Origin of the sequence: Enterococcus sp. VV15, from assembly GCF_005236045.1 — a bacterium.
Taxonomy (GTDB): Bacteria; Bacillota; Bacilli; order Lactobacillales; family Enterococcaceae; genus Enterococcus_B; species Enterococcus_B durans.
In genome coordinates, this window is record NZ_QPTY01000006.1 from 41,900 (window position 1) to 64,158 (window position 22,259).

19 protein-coding genes and 1 pseudogene are annotated in these 22,259 nt (G+C 38.6%); all 20 read left to right on the plus strand.

What is annotated here, in order from left to right; translation table 11 throughout:
• Window positions 1-62: 62 nt before the first annotated feature.
• The 20 genes and pseudogenes from DVW83_RS03930 to dnaI all read left to right on the plus strand — a co-directional run bounded on the left by DVW83_RS03930 (window position 63) and on the right by dnaI (window position 22,071).
• Window positions 63-449, plus strand: a complete 387-nt coding sequence (locus tag DVW83_RS03930; protein ID WP_104661533.1) for a DUF1149 family protein — start codon at window positions 63-65, stop codon at window positions 447-449.
• A 203-nt stretch (window positions 450-652) separates the two neighbouring features.
• Window positions 653-2,044, plus strand: coding sequence for an L-cystine transporter (locus DVW83_RS03935; protein WP_104661532.1), 1,392 nt, complete (start codon window positions 653-655; stop codon window positions 2,042-2,044).
• Window positions 2,045-2,570: 526 nt separating this feature from the next.
• Window positions 2,571-2,945 carry a VOC family protein gene (locus DVW83_RS03940; RefSeq protein WP_104661531.1) on the plus strand — a complete coding sequence of 125 codons (375 nt, stop codon included), beginning with the start codon at window positions 2,571-2,573 and terminating at the stop codon, window positions 2,943-2,945.
• Window positions 2,946-3,215: 270 nt separating this feature from the next.
• Window positions 3,216-4,154, plus strand: a complete 939-nt coding sequence (gene trhO, locus DVW83_RS03945) for an oxygen-dependent tRNA uridine(34) hydroxylase TrhO (RefSeq protein ID WP_104661530.1) — start codon at window positions 3,216-3,218, stop codon at window positions 4,152-4,154.
• Window positions 4,155-4,384: 230 nt separating this feature from the next.
• A complete protein-coding gene (locus tag DVW83_RS03950) occupies window positions 4,385-5,113 on the plus strand; it encodes a metallophosphoesterase family protein (RefSeq protein WP_104661529.1) in 729 nt (242 codons plus the stop codon).
• A gap of 152 nt (window positions 5,114-5,265) precedes the next feature.
• Window positions 5,266-7,446 carry a Tex family protein gene (locus tag DVW83_RS03955; RefSeq protein ID WP_104661528.1) on the plus strand — a complete coding sequence of 727 codons (2,181 nt, stop codon included), beginning with the start codon at window positions 5,266-5,268 and terminating at the stop codon, window positions 7,444-7,446.
• 3 nt (window positions 7,447-7,449) lie between these two features.
• Window positions 7,450-7,923 carry a SprT family protein gene (locus DVW83_RS03960; protein WP_104661527.1) on the plus strand — a complete coding sequence of 158 codons (474 nt, stop codon included), beginning with the start codon at window positions 7,450-7,452 and terminating at the stop codon, window positions 7,921-7,923.
• 12 nt (window positions 7,924-7,935) lie between these two features.
• Window positions 7,936-8,685 (plus strand): YdcF family protein, encoded by a 750-nt coding sequence (locus DVW83_RS03965; protein WP_104661526.1) that lies wholly within the window; start codon window positions 7,936-7,938, stop codon window positions 8,683-8,685.
• Between the two features lie 186 nt (window positions 8,686-8,871).
• Complete coding sequence (gene murC, locus DVW83_RS03970; RefSeq protein WP_104661525.1) at window positions 8,872-10,206, plus strand: UDP-N-acetylmuramate--L-alanine ligase; 1,335 nt, start codon at window positions 8,872-8,874, stop codon at window positions 10,204-10,206.
• Between the two features lie 367 nt (window positions 10,207-10,573).
• Window positions 10,574-11,065 carry a PH domain-containing protein gene (locus DVW83_RS03975; protein ID WP_104661524.1) on the plus strand — a complete coding sequence of 164 codons (492 nt, stop codon included), beginning with the start codon at window positions 10,574-10,576 and terminating at the stop codon, window positions 11,063-11,065.
• Entirely contained in the window at window positions 11,058-12,533 is a 1,476-nt protein-coding gene (locus DVW83_RS03980) for a PH domain-containing protein (RefSeq protein WP_137239058.1), read from the plus strand. The genes DVW83_RS03975 and DVW83_RS03980 overlap by 8 nt, the downstream gene beginning before the upstream one ends.
• A 128-nt stretch (window positions 12,534-12,661) precedes the next feature.
• Complete coding sequence (locus tag DVW83_RS03985) at window positions 12,662-13,138, plus strand: MaoC/PaaZ C-terminal domain-containing protein (protein WP_104661522.1); 477 nt, start codon at window positions 12,662-12,664, stop codon at window positions 13,136-13,138.
• A gap of 1 nt (window position 13,139) precedes the next feature.
• Window positions 13,140-13,823, plus strand: a complete 684-nt coding sequence (locus tag DVW83_RS03990) for a Bax inhibitor-1/YccA family protein (protein WP_104661521.1) — start codon at window positions 13,140-13,142, stop codon at window positions 13,821-13,823.
• A gap of 194 nt (window positions 13,824-14,017) precedes the next feature.
• On the plus strand, window positions 14,018-16,663 hold the full coding sequence (gene polA / locus DVW83_RS03995; RefSeq protein WP_104661520.1) for a DNA polymerase I: 2,646 nt from the start codon (window positions 14,018-14,020) through the stop codon (window positions 16,661-16,663).
• Window positions 16,664-16,697: 34 nt separating this feature from the next.
• The gene (gene mutM, locus DVW83_RS04000) at window positions 16,698-17,531 is read left to right on the plus strand and encodes a DNA-formamidopyrimidine glycosylase (protein WP_104661519.1); all 834 of its coding nucleotides are present in this window, start codon (window positions 16,698-16,700) and stop codon (window positions 17,529-17,531) included.
• Window positions 17,498-18,130, plus strand: coding sequence for a dephospho-CoA kinase (gene coaE, locus DVW83_RS04005; RefSeq protein WP_137239060.1), 633 nt, complete (start codon window positions 17,498-17,500; stop codon window positions 18,128-18,130). Before mutM ends, coaE begins: the two co-directional genes overlap by 34 nt.
• 52 nt (window positions 18,131-18,182) lie before the next feature.
• Window positions 18,183-18,512: a hypothetical protein gene (locus DVW83_RS04010; protein ID WP_005879865.1), complete on the plus strand. Its 330-nt coding sequence runs from the start codon at window positions 18,183-18,185 to the stop codon at window positions 18,510-18,512.
• A 755-nt stretch (window positions 18,513-19,267) separates the two neighbouring features.
• A complete protein-coding gene (gene nrdR / locus DVW83_RS04015; RefSeq protein ID WP_005879863.1) occupies window positions 19,268-19,744 on the plus strand; it encodes a transcriptional regulator NrdR in 477 nt (158 codons plus the stop codon).
• Window positions 19,745-20,377: 633 nt separating this feature from the next.
• Window positions 20,378-21,145: pseudogene (locus DVW83_RS16075) on the plus strand (DnaD domain protein); the annotation flags it as partial.
• On the plus strand, window positions 21,145-22,071 hold the full coding sequence (gene dnaI, locus DVW83_RS04025; protein ID WP_104661516.1) for a primosomal protein DnaI: 927 nt from the start codon (window positions 21,145-21,147) through the stop codon (window positions 22,069-22,071). The pseudogene DVW83_RS16075 and the gene dnaI, both read left to right, overlap by 1 nt.
• Window positions 22,072-22,259: the final 188 nt, after the last annotated feature.

A 22,259-nucleotide genomic window follows, 5' to 3' on the forward strand; every position in this document is an offset into this window, starting at 1 on the left:
CTCACAAATAAGTATCCCTCTTCAATCACAGGTATGTTATAATTTGGGAAAGGAGTGATTACATGGAAATCAGAAGACAAAAAGAAGTAGTGGAGTCATTTCATTATGATATGAAGCCAAAAGATCAAGAGGTAGAAACAGACTTGAAGGTAGGATTTTCACCGTTAAAGGAAAACATTGAAAACTATCCGAAAGAGCACAGTATCGTAGGAGCTCGGTTAGAGTTTCGATTGGTTTTCGATACATATGTTTTATCTGGAAGTGTAAGTCAAATCAACCATGTCCTCAATCGTAAAATCGAGGGTCAAAGTGATGTGACACAAGAAGAGGTCGATCAATTGGTCGCTCCGTTATTTGATATCGTTAAACGATTAGCATATGAAGTGACTGAGATTGCCTTGGACCAACCAGGCGTGAAACTGAATTTTCAATCTGAAAAAGAAGCGTAAAATGATCAGTGATAGTTAAAAGCTATCGCTGATCATTTTTTCTATTACTAATTGTAAGCAAAACAACTGTTATTTCTTCTCGAATAGTCTAAAATGGTTAAGTCACTGAAAAAATTTTTTTCAGGAAAATGTCTGAAGAGTCATTTTCGGGAACCTTTACTTCCTTCGATGGACTTGTCATTCAAAATTAGAGGAGGAGAAAAATGACAACACTCATCACAGTTTTAGTGGTTCTAGTTTTTGCGACATTATTATATGTGTTTTATCGAATGCAAAAGCGCCATACAAAATTTTCAACACGTGTCTATACGGCACTAGCTATCGGGATCGTTTTTGGTGGCTTATTACAATTGATTTTCGGAGTAGATGACTCAGTTGTGAGTCAATCGATGCAATGGATCAATATCGTAGGGGAAGGCTATGTGGGCTTCTTACAAATGGTGATCATGCCATTAGTGTTCGTGTCGATCGTTGGCGCATTTACTAAAATGAAAGTCTCTGAAAAATTAGGGAAAATCAGTGCAACTGTTTTAACTTCGTTATTAGCGACGACTGCCATCGCAGCGTTGATTGGGATTGGTACAACGATGCTTTTTGGTCTTCAAGGAGCAAAATTCACAGAAGGTGCTGCGGAAACCGCCCGTATCTCTGAATTAGCCACAAGACAAGAAGCGGTAAGCGGCTTGACGATTCCCCAACAGATCCTATCTTTTATTCCTAAGAATGTTTTTGCGGATCTAGCTGGGACTCGTGCAACAAGTACGATTGGCGTTGTTATCTTTGCTGCCTTTGTAGGGATTGCCTACTTAGGAGTAAAAAGAAAAGCACCGAAAGAAGCAGAATTCTTTTCAAATTTGATTGATAGCTTATATAAAATCGTGATGCGAATCGTCACATTAGTCTTGCGTTTGACACCTTATGGAGTTTTTGCATTGATGACGAACGTATTAGCAACTAGCGATTTCGTTGCGATCGTCAACTTAGGGAAATTTGTATTGGCATCGTATGTTGCATTATTAGCTGTTTTGATCGTTCATTCACTGATTTTGATTTCTGTAAAAGTGAATCCGATCGATTACTTCAAAAAAGCGTTCCCTGTCTTAAGTTTTGCATTTACATCCCGTTCAAGTGCAGGCGCTTTGCCATTGAATATTGAAACGCAGACAAAAGCGCTAGGTGTAGATGAAGCCACTGCAAACTTTTCTGCTAGTTTTGGGTTATCTATTGGTCAGAACGGCTGTGCCGGTGTCTATCCAGCCATGTTAGCAACCATCGTTGCACCAGCTGCTGGAATCAATGTCTTTAGTTTAGAATTCATTTTGATGTTGGTAGCAATTGTAACGATCAGCTCATTTGGTGTTGCTGGCGTCGGTGGTGGTGCAACATTTGCTTCATTGATCGTATTAGGTGCGATGAACTTACCAGTTGCAATCGTTGGCTTAGTGATCTCCGTAGAACCATTGATCGATATGGCTCGGACAGCAACAAATGTCAGTGGTAGTATGGTTGCCGGAATCGTTACAAGTGCAAGGATCAAAGATCTAGATCGAGATGCAATTAAAGATGATTCAAAAGTAATCGACGTAAATGCTTAAATATTAAAAGAAAAGCATGACTGAGTGAGACAGAACCTGTCCGCTCGAGTCATGCTTTTTATGAAGCCTTTGATCAATTTCAACGCATCGATGTTTGTCATATCTCAATCTATTGATAGAATCATTTTAATTATTCCGAAAAGTGAAAAGATGAAGTTCATCTACAGCAAACTTAAAGAGTTTTAAAGGATTCAAATCATAGTTAAATTAAAAAAAGTCCAGAATGGTAGAAAGATTCTTGGGATCATCAGTTTAAATTGTTGATTCTTGCAAGTAAGCTGAATATGTACGAACAAAATTTTGCAAAGAAATCATGCTTTCTTTTTAAAGTAAGACGAAGTTCTTTATTTTTATCAATAACACGTTTTGAGGAAAGAGAATCAACATGGACGGCTGGTTTTTGGGATAAGGTTTTCTTACGTTCTAGGATAAAGTTTGAAGGACTGGTAAACATAGATTTTTAATAGGCTGTATGCTAAACTGGATGAGATTATGGCTCTTTTTTAGAGAAATGTGGAGGGAAAGTATGTTTACCAATGAATTGAAAATCATGTTGTATGTCGATGATGTAGAAAAAAATACAGCGTTTTGGACAGCTGTCGGGTTTAAAGAAATAGATCGTCAAGAAATGGATGGCACATTGATCGTTGAGGTGGCTGCCACAGAGGATGCATCGACATCTTTCGTGTTGTATGATCGTGCGTTCATCGAACAGCATTCACCTGAAACGGCTGGAAGTTCACCTTCTTTGATGTTTTATAGTCAAGATATTTTCGGCTTATATAAAAAGATGCAAGAATACGGTGTTACATTAGGTGACCTTGTTCGTATTGGTGAAGAGTATGTCTTTAATTTTGCTGACCCTGATGGCAATTACTTTGCTGTGACAGGAAAAGAATAAATGATCGCTCTATTTGTGAAAAGTAGACTACCAAGGATATATGTGGGTGGTCTTTTTTTCTGTTTTCCACAGACAGACTGTGATTGATTGAGTGTACGGGTTACAATCTAGTATATAGCGTAAAATTTTGTGGCAAACTACCAAATAAAAAACAATAATTATATTATGTAAACTTCGAGATTGAACAGTAATGCACAAGCATAAAAATCGTCAAAGCACACTTCCTTTTTTATACTATTTTGGAAGGAAATAGAAGGAAGGAAGAAAAAAATGAACTACCAAGTATTACTCTACTATAATTATACGACAATTACTGATCCCGAAGAGTTTGCGAAAGACCATCTTGCTTTTTGCAAGTCATTGAATTTAAAAGGCAGAATCATAGTTGCGCATGAAGGAATCAATGGCACTCTTTCTGGAACGATCGAAGATACAGAAAAATATATGGAAGCGATGAAGGCAGATGCCCGTTTCTCAGATACCTTTTTCAAAATCGATCCTAGTGAAGGACATGCGTTTAAAAAGATGTTTGTTCGAGCACGTCCGGAACTTGTTTCACTTAAATTGGAAGAAGATATCGATCCTAAAGAAATAACTGGTGCGTATCTTTCACCAAAAGAATTCAAAGAAGCAATCTTGGACGAAGATACAATAGTGATCGACGCAAGAAATGACTACGAATATGATCTTGGTCATTTCCGCGGGGCTGTTCGCCCAGATATCCGCAGCTTTAGAGAATTGCCAGAGTGGGTGCAAGCACATAAAGAAGAATTTATGGAAAAACGTGTGGTTACTTATTGTACTGGAGGGATTCGTTGCGAAAAATTTTCTGGCTGGCTTGTCAGAGAAGGCTTCAAGAATGTTGGTCAACTTCACGGCGGCATTGCAACATATGGTAAAGATCCTGAAGTCCAAGGAGAGTTGTGGGATGGAAAAATGTATGTCTTTGATGAACGGATCGCAGTAGATATCAATCAGGTCGATAAGCAGATCGTTGGGAAAGATTGGTTTGATGGTACGCCATGCGAGCGCTATATCAATTGTGGCAATCCCGAATGCAATCGGCAGTTCCTCACATCTGTAGAGAATGAAGAAAAACACTTGGGGTCTTGTTCTGTTGCCTGTGCACGACATCCTCAAAATCGTTATATCAAAGAACATCAACTAACGAGCGAAGAAATTGAAGCGAAGCTGTCTGTTTTTGCTTAAAATCATTTATTAGAAAAACGGAGAAAGAAGCTGTAAGAAACAAGAGAAAAATCATGAATTTCACTTTTTGAATTTTCGAGGATCTCAACATCTAAAAAGGGATATTCGTTCCAGTATTTAGTCAGTTTAAGAGGAGGAGGAAAAGTATTTTTTTACTTTTGAATCTTCCTCTTTTTTCTGTTCTCTGATAAAAATATGAGCTATACTGAGGAGCAAAGGAGGGGAATGAAATGAAACCTTATATTTATGCAATCGGTGATGTCCATGGAAAGTATGATCTTTTTCAAAAACTTGTTGCACATTACGATCCCTCAATCCATCAACTGGTTCTGCTGGGTGATTTAAATGATCGCGGTCCACGTACAAAAGAGTGCTTTTTATTAGGAATGAAATTGGTAAAGGAAACGAATGCGGTCTATCTTCGTGGCAATCATGAAGAATACTTTTTACAATTTCTCCAAGCACCGGAAGATTGGTACGCTCCCTACGTACGTAATGGGGGCAAAGAAACGTTTGAAAGTCTGTTGCACCCAGGAGCTACAGAAGAATATTCCCCAACCGAGATTGCCATGATGATTCGTTCGAGATATCCTGAGCTGATCGATTTTTTGTGTGAGCGTCCGCTATATTATGAGTGGGAAGAGTACTTATTTGTTCATGCAGGCGTTGATTTAACAAAAAAAAATTGGCGACAAACAAGTGATCGGGATTTTCTATGGATTCGTGAACCTTTTCATACAGGAAAAAACAATACAGGGAAAACAATTGTCTTTGGACATACCATCACACCTATGTTACATGGTGATATGCAGACGACTGATCTATGGTATGGTGACAATCTGATCGGTATTGATGGTGGGGCAGTCTTTGGTGGTTCATTGCACGGCGTTGTTTTTGATCGATCAGGGATCGTCCAAGATATGGAATATCAGAATAATGAAGGTAGTTGGAGAGGCTAGAAAACTAGAAAAGTGATAGTTGTTTTGTGTCGCTTTTTTGTTTGGTGATCAGTTCCTATAAAATATGATAAAATAGAAAGGAACTATATTTATTTGACATTCTTGGTGACGGTCACGAGTAAGGATGTCTCTATTTGCAAAGGAGTTTTTTAATGACGGAGAAATTAAATCAGACAATTGTTCAGCTTGTTCAAAAAGAACTGGCTGATTATCATTCAAAACAGTTAGTAACGGTCTTGAATTTATTAAATGAAGGAAACACGGTGCCGTTCATTGCACGTTATCGTAAGGAAATGACGGGCAGCCTCGATGAAGTCCAAATTCGAGAAATCGAAGAACGATATGCGTATTTGGAAAATCTAGAAAAACGTAAAACAGAAGTTATTCGATTGATTGATGAACAAGAAAAACTAACACCAGAGTTGGAAAAGGCAATCACTTTGGCAGTGAAGATGCAGCAAGTGGAAGATCTTTATCGTCCTTACAAACAAAAGCGTCGTACCAAAGCAACGATTGCAAAAGAAAAAGGCCTCGAACCTTTTGCACAATGGCTGCTCCAATTCACGCAAGGGGATATTCGAGAAGAAGCTAAAAAGTATCTAAGTGAAGAAAAAGAAGTACAAAGCGTAGAAGAGGCACTACAAGGTGCGCATGAAATCATTGCTGAGCAAGTCAGTGATGATGCAAAATTCAGAACGTGGATCCGCTCATATACTTACAACAAAGGACTGTATGTCAGTGCCGTCAAGAAAAAAGAACTCGATGAAAAAGGCGTATATGAAATGTACTATGCATTTTCCGAGCCTATCCATAAAATTGTTTCTCACCGTATTTTAGCAACTAATCGAGGAGAGAAAGAGGATATCTTGAAAGTATCGTTACAAGTGGATGAATCGGCGGTGTTGTCTTATTTAGAACGCCAAATGATCAAAGATCCAGATTCACCTGCGGCTATTGCGGTAAGGGAAGCATACCAAGATAGTTACAAACGTTTTATCCAGCCTGCCATCGAGCGTGAAGTGCGTAATGAACTGACAGAAAAAGCAGATGAACAAGCCATTGCGATTTTTGGCGAAAATCTCCGTAATTTGTTGTTACAGCCACCGTTGAAAGGCAAAATTGTTTTAGGCTTTGATCCTGCTTATCGTACAGGCTGCAAGTTGGCAGTAGTGGATGCCACTGGTAAGGTTTTGGCAATCGAAGTGATCTACCCACATAAACCAGCAGCACAAGCAAAAAGAGAAGCGGCAGGACCGGCTTTTGTCAAATTGATCAATCAGTACAAGGTAGATATGGTAGCGATAGGAAATGGCACAGCTAGTCGTGAATCTGAATTATTCGTCGCAGAACAGTTAAAAGCAGCTGACCACAAGGCATATTATGCGATTGTCAACGAAGCTGGTGCATCGGTCTATTCAGCCAGTGACATTGCCCGTCAAGAGTTTCCCAATCTACAAGTAGAAGAACGTAGTGCTGTGTCGATTGCTCGACGCTTACAAGATCCACTAGCAGAACTAGTGAAGATCGATCCAAAAGCTGTTGGAGTAGGCCAATACCAACATGATGTCTCTCAAAAACGATTAGCCGAACAATTGGATTTCGTGGTTGAAACAGCGGTGAACCAAGTGGGTGTTGACGTCAATACAGCGAGCCCGCAATTATTGCAACACATTTCTGGATTGAACAAAACAACAGCTCAAAACATCGTGACTTACCGTGAGGAAAATGGTGCTTTCGATACGCGAACACAATTGAAGAAGGTGCCAAGATTAGGACCGAAAGCTTATGAGCAAGCAATCGGATTTATCCGTGTACCTGGTGGGAAAAATGTATTGGATAATACAGCGATCCATCCTGAAAGCTATAGTGTAGCCAAAGAGATTCTAAAAACAAACGGGTTGTCTGAGAAAGAGTTAGGGAAAGCGGAAGCCATTGAGATACTTTCGCATCTATCCGCTACTCGTTTAGCTGAAACACTGACTATAGGTGAAGAAACCTTAGCTGATATATTAGATGGACTGACTAGACCAGGAAGAGACATGCGTGATGAAATGCCAGCACCATTGCTTCGTTCAGATGTTTTAAGCATGGAAGATCTAAAACCTGGCATGGAGTTGAAAGGGACAGTTCGTAACGTGATCGATTTTGGTGCTTTCGTCGATATCGGGGTCAAACAAGATGGGTTGGTCCATATCTCCAAATTAAGTAAAAAGTTCATCAAACATCCAACTGATGTCGTTTCTGTAGGTGATGTAGTCACTGTTTGGATCGATCAAGTCGACACGAACAAAGGACGAATCAGCTTGACAATGCTTTCTCCTTATGAGGAATAAACAGTGACTCAAGAAGAATTGCAACAGTTGGTTGAAAAGATTTCAATCGAAAGTTTCCATTTACCTTTTAGACATCGCGCTGTTTTTAATGCTCGGTTAAGGTCCACTGGTGGCCGTTACCATTTAAGCGATCATCATCTAGACTTTAATCTTAAGATGTTCAAAGAGGTAGATGAAAAGACAAAGATCGGGATCATCAAACATGAATTGTGCCATTATCATTTACACTTAGGTAACAAAGGCTATCGTCATCAAGATGCCGATTTTAAGAACCTTTTGAAAAAAACTGGCGGTATTCGTTATGCGCCGAGAGTATCTACCAATCAGGTCAAAAAAATCGAATGTTACGAATGTCAAAATTGTTCAGCACATATTTACCGCAAACGAAAAATAAATACAGAACGTTATGTCTGTGGAAAATGTCACGGAAAGTTAGTATGGAAAGAAACAAAAAATGTAGCAGAAAAGTCATGCTGATGGGAGAAAAGAATGGATAAACAGGCAGAAAACTATCAATACTGGAACCAGCTGTTAACTTTTTTAGCTGACAAGAGTTCTAGCCAAATAGATGAGGCTTCTTTGGTGATTCTAGCGGGTAACTGCTTACCCATATTAGCGGATAAAGCAGCAGAACTTTATCAAAAAGGGCAAGTGAAGAAGATCTTTCTTGTTGGTGGTATCGGACATGCTACGGTAAAACTTCACCGTAATTTTGAGAAACAGGGGATTTTTTTAGATCCAACGTTGAGTGAAAGTGAGATGTGCTTTCAGTATCTCAAAGAAAAATATCGACTCCCAAACGAGGCATTCCTTTTAGAAACTGTATCTACCAATTCAGGTGAGAACGCCCGCAACGCCTTAGCACTATTGCGTCGAGAGGGAGAACTTCCTCGCCAAATTTTACTGATGAACGATCCTACTTTGCAAAGAAGGACAAAAGCGACTTTTGAAAAAGTATGGCAAACAGAAAATGTCAAATTTATCAATTATGTTCCTTTTGTGCCTCAAGTGGTCGCTATTGGGGAAGAAATCCAGTTCACTCAGCCTGAGTTGAATGGTCAATGGTCAAAAGAATACTTTTATGCACTGGTTCTAGGGGAAATGGTTCGCTTGAAAGACGATGAAAATGGCTATGGACCAAATGGCAAGGGTTATATGAATCACGTAGAAATGCCTGAAACAGTTTGGTCAGCTTATCGGCGGATCACTGCTCAATTTGATGGGCGATTCGTTCGGTAGGTTATAGTAACGAAGGTTAGTCAAAGAATGAAAAGTTCCATCATTTATTTCTGTTTTTTGACAGCCAATAAGATTTGATCCTCTTCGAATAAATTTGGTTGAAATTTTCAAAGGTTTATAAGATAATGGGTGTCGTGTTGAATATAGTGAAAAAAAATGGATGATAGTTAAGAGAAGAGGATTCAAATGGAAAATCAAAATAAATTGTATCATTTCGTTGGTATCAAAGGATCAGGAATGAGTTCCTTGGCGCTTGTTTTACATGAACAAGGTTTAAACGTGCAAGGATCAGACATTGAAAAATATTTCTTTACTCAAAGAGATTTAGAAAAAGCAAGTATCAAAATTTTACCTTTTAATGCGGATAACGTAAAACCAGGGATGACGATCATTGCTGGTAATGCTTTTCCAGATACACATGAAGAAATCCAAAGAGCGAAGGAACTAGGATTAGAAGTTGTTCGCTACCATGATTTTATTGGAGATTTCATCCAAAATTACACCAGTATCGCTGTTACTGGCTCACACGGGAAAACTAGTACGACTGGTCTGCTTTCCCACATGTTGACAGGTATCCGTCCAACGAGTTATTTGATCGGAGATGGTACAGGTCATGGGGATCCTCAAGCCGAATTTTTTGCGTTTGAAGCATGTGAATATCGCCGTCACTTTTTGGCTTATTCACCTGATTATGTCATCATGACAAATATCGACTTTGATCATCCTGATTACTACACAAGTATCGATGATGTGTTCACTGCGTTCCAATCAATGGCTAAACAAGTCAAAAAAGCAATTTTTGCCTATGGTGATGATGCGTACTTGAGAAAATTGGAAGCTGATGTGCCAATCTATTATTATGGTGTATCTGAAAATGATGATATCCAAGCACGTAATATCGAACGAACAACAACTGGTTCTGCTTTTGATGTGTATCATGGCGAGGATTTTGTTGGACATTTCGTCGTACCAGCTTTTGGAAAACACAACATTCTAAATGCACTAGGTGTGATTGCGGTCGCTTACTTTGAAAACTTAGATATTGAAGAAGTAGCAAAAGAAATGCTGACTTTCCCAGGCGTGAAACGTCGTTTTAGTGAAAAAATCGTTGCCGATATGACTGTAGTTGATGACTATGCGCATCACCCAGCAGAAATCAAAGCGACGATCGATGGCGCACGTCAAAAATATCCTGACAAAGAAATCATTGCAGTTTTCCAACCACATACATTTACACGTACGATTGCGTTGATGGATGAATTTGCTGAAGCACTTGATCTTGCAGATAAAGTATATCTTTGCGATATTTTTGGTTCAGCACGTGAAAAACAAGGCGATGTAAAAATCGAAGACTTAGGAGATAAGATCAAAAAAGGCGGACAAGTCATCAAAGAAGACAATGTCTCTCCTTTATTGGATTATCACGATGCAGTGATTATTTTCATGGGTGCGGGAGATGTCCAAAAATTTGAACAAGCCTACGAAAAATTATTGAGCAGCACAACAAAGAATGTTTTGTAATTTCTTGTTGAAATAGGTATACGTAAGAATGGCATGTGACAGGAATAGCGGACTAAAAAAAGAATTTTTTGGAAATTGCTCGTTGATTTTTCAAGATTTCGATTTGTTTTTTGAAAAAAATTCTGGAACATGGGTTATTCGAAGCGAGAAGGGATGTGACGATATTTCGTCGCATCCTTTTTTGTGCAATTAGTTAACTAATGCACAAATAAGTGATTTATTGAAAAATCCATTGGCAAAGGGGATAACTAGTAGTATTCTTAACTAAATAAAATGGTTTCAAATAACTATAACTAATGGAATAAGAATCGGTTTGCTTGGTAGAAATAAATGTTTTTTGTTCCTTAGAATGAAGGTGAGGGAAAAAATGAATTATCCATTATTAGCACAAAAAATGCCACAGCGCATCAAAAAAGTTTGGCAAAAAAGTATATTCTTAACTAGCGTTATTTTCTTATTATTGGGTATCATCATGTTTGGGATACTCCGTTATTTACATCAACTATCAGCACTGTGGGGTAGCATACTCATTGGCTATTTTCTCATCGTATTGATTGTGACTATTCTGAAATTCGTCCTTGTTCCTTATCGTTATGAATTTCATCGCTATGAGATCACCCCAGAAGACTTGGTCTTTCAAAAAGGGTTTATTTTTCGCTCAACGACCTATGTCCCGATCAACCGAATCCAACATGTCGAAACAGAGCAAGGACCTTTCCTACGCCAACAAAACCTGATTCAAATTGCGATCCACACGGCTGCCACCACCCACCGATTAGCTGGTTTAGATATGGAGGAAGCACAAGCTTTGCGTCAGCAGATCATCGAATTAGTGAAGGTGGCGAAGGAAGATGTCTAAAAAGGTTCATTATCACCTATTGACCATCCTTCTACATGTTTTATCTGCATTAAAAATATGGATACCAGCAATGATCCTAGGGATTTTTAAAAATGGTCTCAAAGATAGCGGATGGATTTTTTTGATTTTTGGCGGTATCCTTATCTTACTATTGGGCATTTGGTCCTGCATTAAATATTACTTTGAGTCTTATATGATTGATGCAGATAAAATGGTCATCTATGAAGGGATCATCCGAAAAAAGGAAATCGAGGTAACGTATGAACGAATGCAGGCAATCAAGCAACGCCAATGGTTCTTTTTGGTTCCCTTTCATGTCGTAAGTCTACAGATCGAGACTGCTGGAGGAGAGAGTAAACCAGAAGTCAATATTCCAGCCATACCGATCCGGGTATTCAATGAAATAGAACATTACCGGCAGCAAGTAAACAACAAACAAGAAAAAAGCTTTCCCGAACAACAAGCAGATGAAGCGGTTATTGAGAAGAGCTCGCTTTACGAAGAACAAGCTGTTAAATACCAATTAACGAATCGTCAGATCTTTCTGTTTGGCATCACGGATCTGAGTGTGTTTATGGGGATTTTCGTTGTGTTATTGACAATCGAACGGTTTATGTCAAAAGAATGGGTCGATGAGGTTGCAGATGTGACAATCTCTGCTGTCCAAACTGGTGGGCTGTTCGTTGTGGCATTCGGACTTTTATTTATTGTCGTTGCGATGCTTTTCGCGATAATCAAAAGCATGATTACGTACTATCATTTCAAAGTAAGCTATTTCGAGAAGACATTGACGATCGAACGAGGGTTACTTGAAAAGCATGTTCAAAAGATTCCACTCAACAAAGTGCAAGGGATTCGAATCAAGCAAAATATATTGAGAAGATTACTTAGGATCTCATCTGTGGAATTGATTTTAGCAGGGGGACAAGAACAAAAAGAAAATTCAGATAACACAGCTAAAGTCCTGCTCCTACCAATAATCAATGAAAGTGAATTGTATCCGGTGTTACAAATGATCTATGCTGATTGGCAAATGGCAAAACCAACCATACAAGTTGTTTCGCGAGGACGTTGGTTTTATTTTTCCCGCTGGTCCATCGCTGTGCTATTGCCACTAGCAATCATTTCTTTTTTCTTTTACTGGTGGTTGGGAACGATCCTATTGTTGGGGCTGTTCTTTGGCATAGCAACGGACTTACTGAATAGCCATAATCAAGGATTGGCTTTTCTTTCAGATTCGCGACTTTGTATCCAAAATTACCAATATTTTACAAAAGTCCAAACATTTATTGACCGAGCAAAAGTCCAATCAATCGAAGAAACCAGTACGCCTTTTCTTTACCGTAAAGATTTAGCCCATCTTAGTTTGCAGTTGAGAGAAGGAAATGGGCGTCTAAATGTCAAATTACGCTATATGAAGGGGAAAGATATCCAACGAGTCACGCATTTTTTTAGAAGTGCGAACTAAAAAAACGAATCATTTTCGAGCCAGCAGGATTCTTAAGTATATCTAGTGTTTAGTTAGTGGAACTTGCCTTTTCTGTTTGTTTTGGTACAATAAGTAATGATTAATATATAAACTGGAGGGTTTTTATCTTGAACATAGGTAAACCGCGTAAATTAGGAAAAACAATCAATGAAATTGAGGAAGGAGACTCGTTATCTTTAACAGAATCGATCGAAGATAACCAGTTATTGTTATATCTAGGTTTGACAAATGATGCCAATCCTTTGTATATCCAACATGATTTTGCTCAGAAAACAGAATACCACCAACCAATCGTTCCATCGGTGATGTTGATGGGGATCATTACCAGTGCGATCTCGAAACATCTGCCTGGACCAGGTTCACATGTCGTTAATTTTTCTGTGAATTTTATTGAACCAGTTTTCCATTACGAAACATTGACTTTTCAGTTTGAGGTCATCAAAGTAGACAAAATGAAAAATGTAGTAACAATTTCTGTGGAAGCAACCAACAGTATCGAAAATCGAGTATTAGATGCTGTAGTAATGGTTCAACCAGCAGAAGAACCAGAATTAGAAATTACACTTGAAAGTGAAGGTGAATAATATGAATAATCAAAATACTATGGCAGCAGGAATCAATCGATTTTATGCCAAGGTTTATGCTTTTCTAGGTGGAGGGCTTGCATTGAGTGCCATCGTGTCTTATTTGACACTTCAAGTTTTCCCTTACCAAATCGCTTCATTCATCAACAACTTCCCGTTAGGATTTATGGGGCTGTGGATCGTAGAGTTGATTTTAGTCATGGTTCTCGGAGTGAAAGCACAAAAGAATCCTAGCTTAGCAATTGGTGGCTTTGTCGCTTACTCATTGTTAAATGGGCTGACATTGGCTGTTACATTATCCTATTATGATATCGGCAGCATCACCAAAGCATTCATCACTGCTACAGGTATGTTTTTAGGGATGTCAGTTGTCGGGATGGTCACAAAGAAAGACCTAAGCGGTGTTGGTCGTGCGGGAATGGCTGCATTGATCGGCGTGATCATCGCAATGGTATTGAACATCTTCATTTTGCGAAGCAGTGCAGTTGAATTATTCATCTCGCTTCTGCTTGTGTTGATTTTTGCAGGGATCACGGCTTATGACAATCAAAAAATCCGTAGTATCTATGTGCAAAGTAATGGAACAGCCCACAGTGGAATCGTCGTCTTCTTGGCACTACAATTGTATCTTGACTTTATCAACTTGTTCTTAGCCTTTTTAAGAATTTTTGGTAAAAACAATTAACAATAGAAAAACGTATTTAACAGGGGTGTGACAAAAATCTTGTCACACTCTTTTTTTGAATAAATGGTGCAGAAGTACTTCTGCAATAACCGTATTTTTTATTTAGAGAAGAAAATTTCTCGCGTTTTTCTTTTCGCTTTCCTACGTATTCTTTGTTAGAATGAAGAAGAACTTTACAGTAAGGAGTTAAACAAATGAAAAAACATAAATTATTACTCGTTGATGGGAATAGTGTAGCCTTTCGGGCATTTTTTGCGCTCCACAATTCATTAGAACGCTTCAAAAATAGAAGCGGTCTCCATACAAATGCCATCTATGCGTTCCATAATATGTTTGAGAATGTGATGCAAAAAGAACAACCTACTCATGTTTTAGTCGCCTTTGATGCGGGAAAAACAACTTTTAGAACAGAGATGTACGCAGAATATAAGGGTGGCCGTTCCAAAACTCCTGGAGAATTCAAAGAACAGATGCCTTATATCCGTGAATTACTAACTGGTCTAGGTGTGAAATATTATGAACTGCCGAATTATGAAGCAGATGATATCATCGGTACACTAGCAGAAAAAGCCAATAAAGATGAATTTGATGTGGTCGTTTTATCTGGTGACCGTGACTTGACACAACTAGCTAGTAAAGAAATCAAAGTGGATATCACTGTCAAAGGTGTGAGTGATATTGAAAGTTATACACCAGAACATGTGGCTGAAAAATATGATGGATTGACCCCTAAACAGATCATCGATATGAAAGGACTCGCTGGCGATGCCTCAGACAATATACCAGGAGTAACGAAGATCGGTGAAAAAACAGCAATCAAATTATTGAAACAATATGGTTCAGTCGAAGGAATCTATGAACATATCGATGAAATGAAGCAAAGCAAGATGAAAGAAAATCTTATAAATGACAAAGATCAAGCCTTCTTATCCAAAGAACTAGCGACGATCAATACGCAAGCGCCTGTCGAAATCTCTATCGATTCCTTGAAATATGAAGGAAAAGACTTGGATAAATTGGTTCCATTCTACAAGGAAATGGAATTCAAACAGTTTCTTTCTAAACTGGCTATCGTAGAAGAAGAAACGCCAATGACCGATATCTTATTCGAAGTCGTTCATGAGTTCCATGAAGACATGTTCACTACAGATATGGCGCTGTATGTCGAAATGATGGGAGACAATTATCATACTGAGGATATCGTTGGTGTTGCTTGGGGAACGAAGGAAAAAATCTATGTGACGAATGATCTGACTATCTTTGAAAACGAATCTTTCCATTCTTGGTTAGCTGATCCTACTCGGTTGAAGAAAGTGTATGATGCAAAACGCACGTATGTTGCCTTGAATCGTTACACAACGAAAACAAAGGGCATTGATTTTGATGTGTTATTGGGAGCTTATTTACTGGATACCAACGAAAAAAGTACAGATATCGAAGGAATCGCCGCTCATTACGGCTATCATGAAGTCCAATCGGATGAAGCTGTCTATGGCAAGGGAGCAAAAAAAGGATTACCTGAAGATGAAGAAGTCTTTTTTGCACATTTAGCTCGAAAAGTCTCTGCTATCAATGTGCTAACGCCTCAATTAACCAGGGAATTAGCAGAAAAGAATCAAGAAGATCTTTTCAGAAAAATGGAATTGCCGTTATCGATCATCTTGGCTGAAATGGAAATCAGTGGGATCAAAGTCGATGCGACGCGTTTACAAGAAATGAAAGTTGAATTTTCTGATCGTTTGAGAGAAATCGAACAAAAAATCTACCAAGAAGCAGGTGAAGAATTCAATTTGAATTCACCTAAACAACTTGGAGTCATCTTATTTGAGAAAATGGGACTACCAGTTATCAAAAAAACGAAAACAGGTTATTCTACAGCCGTCGATGTATTGGAACAACTAAGAGAACAAGCGCCAATCGTTGATGATATCCTAAACTATCGCCAAATCGCCAAAATCCAGTCTACTTATGTTGAAGGGTTACTTAAAGTGATCCAATCAGACGGAAAGGTCCATACTAGATATGTCCAAACCTTGACACAGACAGGACGTCTAAGTTCAGTCGATCCGAATCTGCAAAATATTCCGATTCGTTTAGACGAAGGACGGAAAATCCGTCAGGCGTTTGTGCCAAGAAAGAAAGATTGGTTGATTTATTCATCTGATTACTCTCAAATCGAATTGCGTGTACTTGCCCATATCTCAAATGATGAACATTTAAAAGCTGCCTTTCTTGAAGGGCAAGACATCCACGCAAGTACAGCAATGCGGGTATTTGGAATCGAAAAAGCAGAAGATGTGACACCAAACATGCGCCGTCAGGCAAAAGCAGTCAATTTTGGGATCGTGTATGGTATCTCCGATTATGGATTATCGCAAAACTTGGGGATCACTAGGAAAGCGGCACAACAGTACATTGATACGTATTTCGAAAAATATCCTGGGGTCAAAGAGTATATGGAACGAATCGTTCGAGAAGCAAAAGATCAAGGATTTGTTGAAACATTGTACCATCGTCGTCGCTATTTACCAGACATCAACTCACGAAATTACAATATCCGTTCATTTGCAGAAAGAACGGCGATCAACACACCAATACAAGGAAGCGCCGCTGACATTCTAAAAATCGCAATGATCGAACTAGACAAGCATTTGAAGGAAGAAAAATTGGAAGCAACGATGTTGTTACAAGTGCACGATGAACTTGTCTTTGAAGTACCTGAAAAAGAATTAGAAACACTTGATCACTTAGTCAGTCAAGTAATGGAACACGCCGTTTCCCTCCGTGTCCCATTGATTACAGATAGTAGTTGGGGAAAAACATGGTATGAAGCAAAATAAGTGAAAAAAGAGCGAAAGAATCGAAGGTGAAATAATGCCAGAATTACCAGAAGTTGAAACTGTTCGAAAAGGCTTGGAGCGGTTAGTCACTGGAAAAACAATCAAAAAAGTACAAGTATTGTGGCCTAAAATCATTGAACAGCCAGAAACACCGATTTTTGAAGCGATATTGATTGGTGAACGAATCGAGTCAATAGGACGAAGAGGGAAATTTTTGATTTTCCATTTAAGTCATTATGAGTTGATTTCACATTTGCGAATGGAAGGGAAGTATCAATTTGTTGAAACAAATCAGCCTATTGATAAGCATACACACGTCCTATTCTTCTTTGAAGATGGAAGCCAGCTGCGATACAATGACGTACGTAAGTTTGGACGTATGACACTCGTTGATAAGGAAACGAGTGATACGTATAAAGGTATTTTGAAATTAGGGCCGGAACCTTTACCAGATCAATTTTTGCTCGATCAGTTTATTCTGGGTTTGAGTAAGTCCCATAAGGCAATCAAGCCTTTATTACTTGATCAAAAATTAGTTACAGGACTAGGAAATATCTACGTGGATGAAGCACTCTGGGAAGCGAAAATACACCCAGAGCAACCAGCCAATACATTGAAACCAAAAGAAATCGAGTTATTAAGAAAAGCAATCATTGATGTATTGTCACGTGCAATAGAAGCAGGAGGAACCACGATCAGAAGTTACCTCAATGCATTAGGTGAAGCGGGGAATTTTCAAGTAGCACTCCATGTCTATGGACAAACTGGCCAGCCTTGCGTTCGCTGTCATACATCAATTGTTAAGACTAAAGTAGCGCAAAGGGGGACGCACTATTGTCCAAATTGCCAAAGACTGAAAATAAAATAGGTTTTGTATTGGGATTGACAGGTGGAATTGCTACAGGAAAAAGTACAGCAGCGTCTATATTTAGCAATCATGGTATACCAATTGTTGACGGGGACATTATCGCTCGTGAGGTAGTCGCACCGAAAAGCGAAGGATTATTGGCACTAGTCAGTGTATTTGGAGATGTGATCCTCCAAAAAAATGGCACCCTTGATCGGAAGGCATTGGGACAAATCGTTTTCAATTCTGTCGAGGAACGAAAAAAGATGGATCGGCTACTTGATCCGTTCATCCGTACAGCGATCACAGAACAAATCGAACAATTGAAAACTGAATACCCGTTAGTTGTGGCAGACATCCCGCTTCTTTATGAGGGGAATTATGAGCAACTCATGGATGCAGTGGCAGTGGTTTATCTGCCTGAAAACATCCAAATACGGCGACTAATGAAAAGAAATCATCTAAGCCTTGAAGAAGCAAAACAGCGAGTTAGCAGCCAGCTGTCCATTGAAGAAAAAAAAGCACTCGCTGATATCGTTTTGGATAATAGTAGGAGTAAAGAGATGATCGAAGCACAGATCAAAAACTGGTTAGCGGAATCTCGCAATCGATTTCTTTGAGTATATCCAGTAATTTTGCTATGCTGAATATAAATCAAAGAGGAGGATTGCTATGGGGACTTTTAAAAATCAAAAAGATAAAGTAGTTGGCTCAGCAAAAGAAAAGATCGGTGAACTCATTAATAAGGAAGAATTAAAAGATGAAGGCCGTACTCAAGCAGAAATTGCGAAAGAAAATGAAGAAAAGTATCAAGCTAGAATAAATGAAATTGAAGATGAGCAAGCAGAGGCAGAAGCGAAAAATCAAGATTTAACGAAAGAACGAACAGCAAAGAGTGAACGCAAAAAAGCTCCGCTTCCTGAAGCAGAACATATCCCTAATCAGCAAAAAATCGACGAACAACGTATGAAACATTATACGGGTATCGAAGAAAAACTTTGATCGATCTACATGCAAAAAATGAGTTGAATGAATACACGAATAAACCAAGTCCTTGATAACACCTGAGGATTTTGGTTTATTTTTTATTTTCTAAAGATAGCCCAGAAGTTCAGTCAATCTCAAAATTGTTGTGATCGGTGTTTGTCTGTTTGATCAACGTTTGAAGTAATTGTGCTATTAAAATCAGACTAAGCTAGACTTTTGCTGATGGATCAACTAGCCAAAAATAGCGATAAAATTTTTAGAAATATCGCCCCAGTTGAATGAGAGCGGGAAAACAATCATCATAGTCGTACATGACAAAATAGTACAGTTGGCTTATACGATTGCTCTCGGTGGACAAAGAGAAATAAGACAACTATACCTGTCGATCTTACAACGAGTGTGTCCGATGCAAAATAAGTAGCCTTAATGTGGGGACAAGGCTAGTTGTCTAGGACTCTATTTCACACGTCCAATGTGAATATAGAAATCGAACAAATTACGTATAAAATTGGAAAAAAATGTTCTTGTATTCGCTTTTTTTTGTACAGGAAAGTCGCGTTGAATACACGTTTCGTGTTATAATACAACTAGTTGCAGTTTGTAAAAAATCGAAAAAATGTAAATATTTATAAGAAAAAACGTATTTACTATTGTAAGCAACGATCATTTAATCGAAGTCCATCAAATCAGCCATTTCTACTTTCAAGATTTGGGTATTTGATATGAAAATAGTAGTTTGATAGAAACACTCATAAGAAGAGGTGAAGAAAATGAGATGTCCTAGATGCCAACATAATAATTCTCGTGTTATTGACAGCCGACAGGCAGATGATGGGCGAGCAATCCGAAGAAGAAGAGAGTGCGAAAGTTGTTCTTTTCGTTTTACTACATTTGAAAGAATCGAAGCGGCACCATTATTAGTCATCAAAAAGAATGGTGAACGTGAGGAATTCAATCGTGACAAAATCTTGCGTGGATTGATCCGCTCAGCAGAAAAACGACCAGTTGCGATGGAGCAGATGGAACAAATCGTGAACCACGTAGAAAACCGGGTCAGAAGTCTTGGTGAAAACGAAGTATCGACCACATTGATTGGGGAATATGTCATGGAAGATTTAGTCAATCTTGATGAAATAGCCTATATTCGTTTTGCAAGCGTCTATCGCCAGTTTAAAGATATGTCTGTTTTCTTAAAGGAATTGCAAGATATCGTTGATAAAGCAAAAGAAAACAATAAAGAAAAATAAGAAGTAAGGAGGCCTATTTCCTTGGATAATGCATGGAAAGAGCTTCAACCCAAAAATATCTACCAAGGAAGAAAAAGTCATCCTCTAAAAGAAGATGGAAGAACCGCCTTGTTGTACCTGTATCAGCCATTGATCGGTGGAGAAGCCATGAGTCTGTATTTGACCCTCTTATCAGAAATATCAGCTGAACATGGCCAATCACCAGAAGGATTGCATGCAGATCTCTTGAGTAGTTTGAGTTGTGGATTGCCCCAATTTTATGAAGCCCGTAAGCGATTAGAAGGAATCGGTCTTTTAGATGTTTTTTACAAAGAAGACACCAGCTTAGGAGCTTGTTTTATTTATGAATTATTAGAACCAATGGATGCCTTCGCTTTTTTCAAAGATAGCGTACTTTCCTTCTTGCTTTTAGAAAAAGTGGGAGAACGCCGCTATGAACAGTTAGTCCAATTATTCCAACCAAAGATATTTTCGTCTCAAAGCTACCAGAAAATCACGAAAAAATTTTTGGAAGTTTATCGGTTCAGTGAAGCTGCTTATGCTGCTAATCAGGACAAGATCGAAAATGTGCAAACAGGATTTCAACAAGAAAAACCAGGTTCATTGGTATCTAATTCAGACCAACCTAAACTTGATTGGGCATTTTTGACAGAGTGGCTGACAAAAAAACATATTCCAGTTCTTGAAGATCCATTAAAAGAACAAATCGAGATGTACCATCAGCTTTACGGCGTGGATGAATTGACTATCGGTGAATGGATCGTTCTAGCATATGATTTTTCTGAACAAAAAGTCTCGACAAAAGAACTGCAAAGAATTGTTTTGACAAGTCAAGCACAAAAAAACAAAAAAAGTGATCCAACAAGTCCAGAAACAGGTAGAGAAGAAACGGTTACTGCTGACAGTTCGTTACCGAACGCCATAGTAGAGTTGATTAAAGAAGCCCAAAGTATCCCACCAATGAAGTATCTTGAAGCATTAAAACAAGAAAAAGGCGGTTTTGTCTCAAAACAAGAAACATGGTTGATGCAAGACTTAGTTTCTCGTTCAGGCTTATCAAGTAGTGTGATCAATATTTTAGTCAACTATGTGTTGGTCATAAGAAATCAAGCAAGTTTAAATGCAAGCTTCGTCAACACGATTGCGAATGAATGGGCCCAAAATAAGATTACTACTCCAGAAGAGGCAATCGAGCATATCCGTACGATCAGTAATCAAGCAAAACAAACGAAAAAAAAGACAACACAGTCATACGCATCTACGCGGCGCAACGTACGCCGTGAAAAACTCCCTGATTGGGTAAACAAACCAAAAGAGGAACAAAAAATCAGTAGTGAGAAAAAGGCAGAGATCGAACGTAGATTTAAAGAATATTTTGCAAAAAAGGAGGGCGATAGCTAGTGGAAGATGTCGGAAAAGAGCTAAAGAAAATCATTAGCAGAAGAGATTATCAACAGAAATTTACTGAGATGATCCAAGAAGTCTTGAACGATCCAGATGTTCAAAGTTTCTTATCAGAACATCAAGAAGATTTGACACAAGCAGATATTGAAAAAAGTTATGCTAAACTGTATGAATTTGTTCAAGAAAAACGGAAGTATCAAAAAAACGATCCCACGATGATCGCACCAGGCTATGAGCCCAAATTGACTCTGAACTTCCACTATGTCGATGTGACGTATGTACCAACAGAAGCTTTGCTTGCGAAAAAAAGACAAGAAGAGATCAAAAGTCGGATCAAAGCAGTGGATATGCCAAAAGATATCCAAGATGCCTCATTCAAAAATTTCGAACGTACAGATGGTCGGAGCTATGCCAGCTTCGAGGCGCTTGATTTTGTCGAACACTATAGTGCTGATCCTAAGGGGTACTACAAGGGACTATATCTAGTCGGTAGTTTTGGGATCGGAAAAACGTACTTACTAGGTGCAACAGCAAGAGAATTGGCTATCAAAGGGTTCACGACTACGCTCGTTCACTTCCCGACTTTTGCAGTAGAAATGAAACAAGCGATCGGGAAAGACCAAGTGGCGGAGAAATTAGACGCAGTCAAGCGTTCACCAATCCTCATGATGGATGATATCGGCGCCGATGCAATGAGCAGTTGGATCAGAGATGAAGTATTCGGTGTGATCCTACAATATCGGATGCAAGAACAGCTTCCGACGTTTTTTTCTTCAAACTTCACGATGGATGAATTGGAACAACATTTATCTGTCACGCAGCGTGGCGATGAAGAGCCATTAAAAGCTAAAAGGATCATGGAACGGATCCGTTATTTGACAAAAGAAATCGAAATGACTGGGCGTAATCGAAGGAATGGTTGAATGATTCTTCCGAGCCTTTAATGAAACATACAAAGTTGTGAAAGGTGTTTTGTTCAGAAATCATTACACCATATACGATAGTATCAAAGAAAATAGAACAGAAGTATTCAGCTTCAAGAAAAAAGGTTTTCCGTAAAATACTGCTAAAATTTTGTAGGATTTTCGTTTGAAAAACTATTTTTTGAAAC

Bases quoted from the DNA above. Each gene is read 5' to 3' on its own strand.
- DVW83_RS03930 (WP_104661533.1), top strand. From the start codon at position 63: ATGGAAATCAGAAGACAAAAAGAAGTAGTGGAGTCATTTCATTATGAT.
- DVW83_RS03935 (WP_104661532.1), top strand. From the start codon at position 653: ATGACAACACTCATCACAGTTTTAGTGGTTCTAGTTTTTGCGACATTA.
- DVW83_RS03940 (WP_104661531.1), top strand. From the start codon at position 2,571: ATGTTTACCAATGAATTGAAAATCATGTTGTATGTCGATGATGTAGAA.
- trhO (WP_104661530.1), top strand. From the start codon at position 3,216: ATGAACTACCAAGTATTACTCTACTATAATTATACGACAATTACTGAT.
- DVW83_RS03950 (WP_104661529.1), top strand. From the start codon at position 4,385: ATGAAACCTTATATTTATGCAATCGGTGATGTCCATGGAAAGTATGAT.
- DVW83_RS03955 (WP_104661528.1), top strand. From the start codon at position 5,266: ATGACGGAGAAATTAAATCAGACAATTGTTCAGCTTGTTCAAAAAGAA.
- DVW83_RS03965 (WP_104661526.1), top strand. From the start codon at position 7,936: ATGGATAAACAGGCAGAAAACTATCAATACTGGAACCAGCTGTTAACT.
- murC (WP_104661525.1), top strand. From the start codon at position 8,872: ATGGAAAATCAAAATAAATTGTATCATTTCGTTGGTATCAAAGGATCA.
- DVW83_RS03975 (WP_104661524.1), top strand. From the start codon at position 10,574: ATGAATTATCCATTATTAGCACAAAAAATGCCACAGCGCATCAAAAAA.
- DVW83_RS03980 (WP_137239058.1), top strand. From the start codon at position 11,058: ATGTCTAAAAAGGTTCATTATCACCTATTGACCATCCTTCTACATGTT.
- DVW83_RS03990 (WP_104661521.1), top strand. From the start codon at position 13,140: ATGAATAATCAAAATACTATGGCAGCAGGAATCAATCGATTTTATGCC.
- polA (WP_104661520.1), top strand. From the start codon at position 14,018: ATGAAAAAACATAAATTATTACTCGTTGATGGGAATAGTGTAGCCTTT.
- mutM (WP_104661519.1), top strand. From the start codon at position 16,698: ATGCCAGAATTACCAGAAGTTGAAACTGTTCGAAAAGGCTTGGAGCGG.
- DVW83_RS04010 (WP_005879865.1), top strand. From the start codon at position 18,183: ATGGGGACTTTTAAAAATCAAAAAGATAAAGTAGTTGGCTCAGCAAAA.
- nrdR (WP_005879863.1), top strand. From the start codon at position 19,268: ATGAGATGTCCTAGATGCCAACATAATAATTCTCGTGTTATTGACAGC.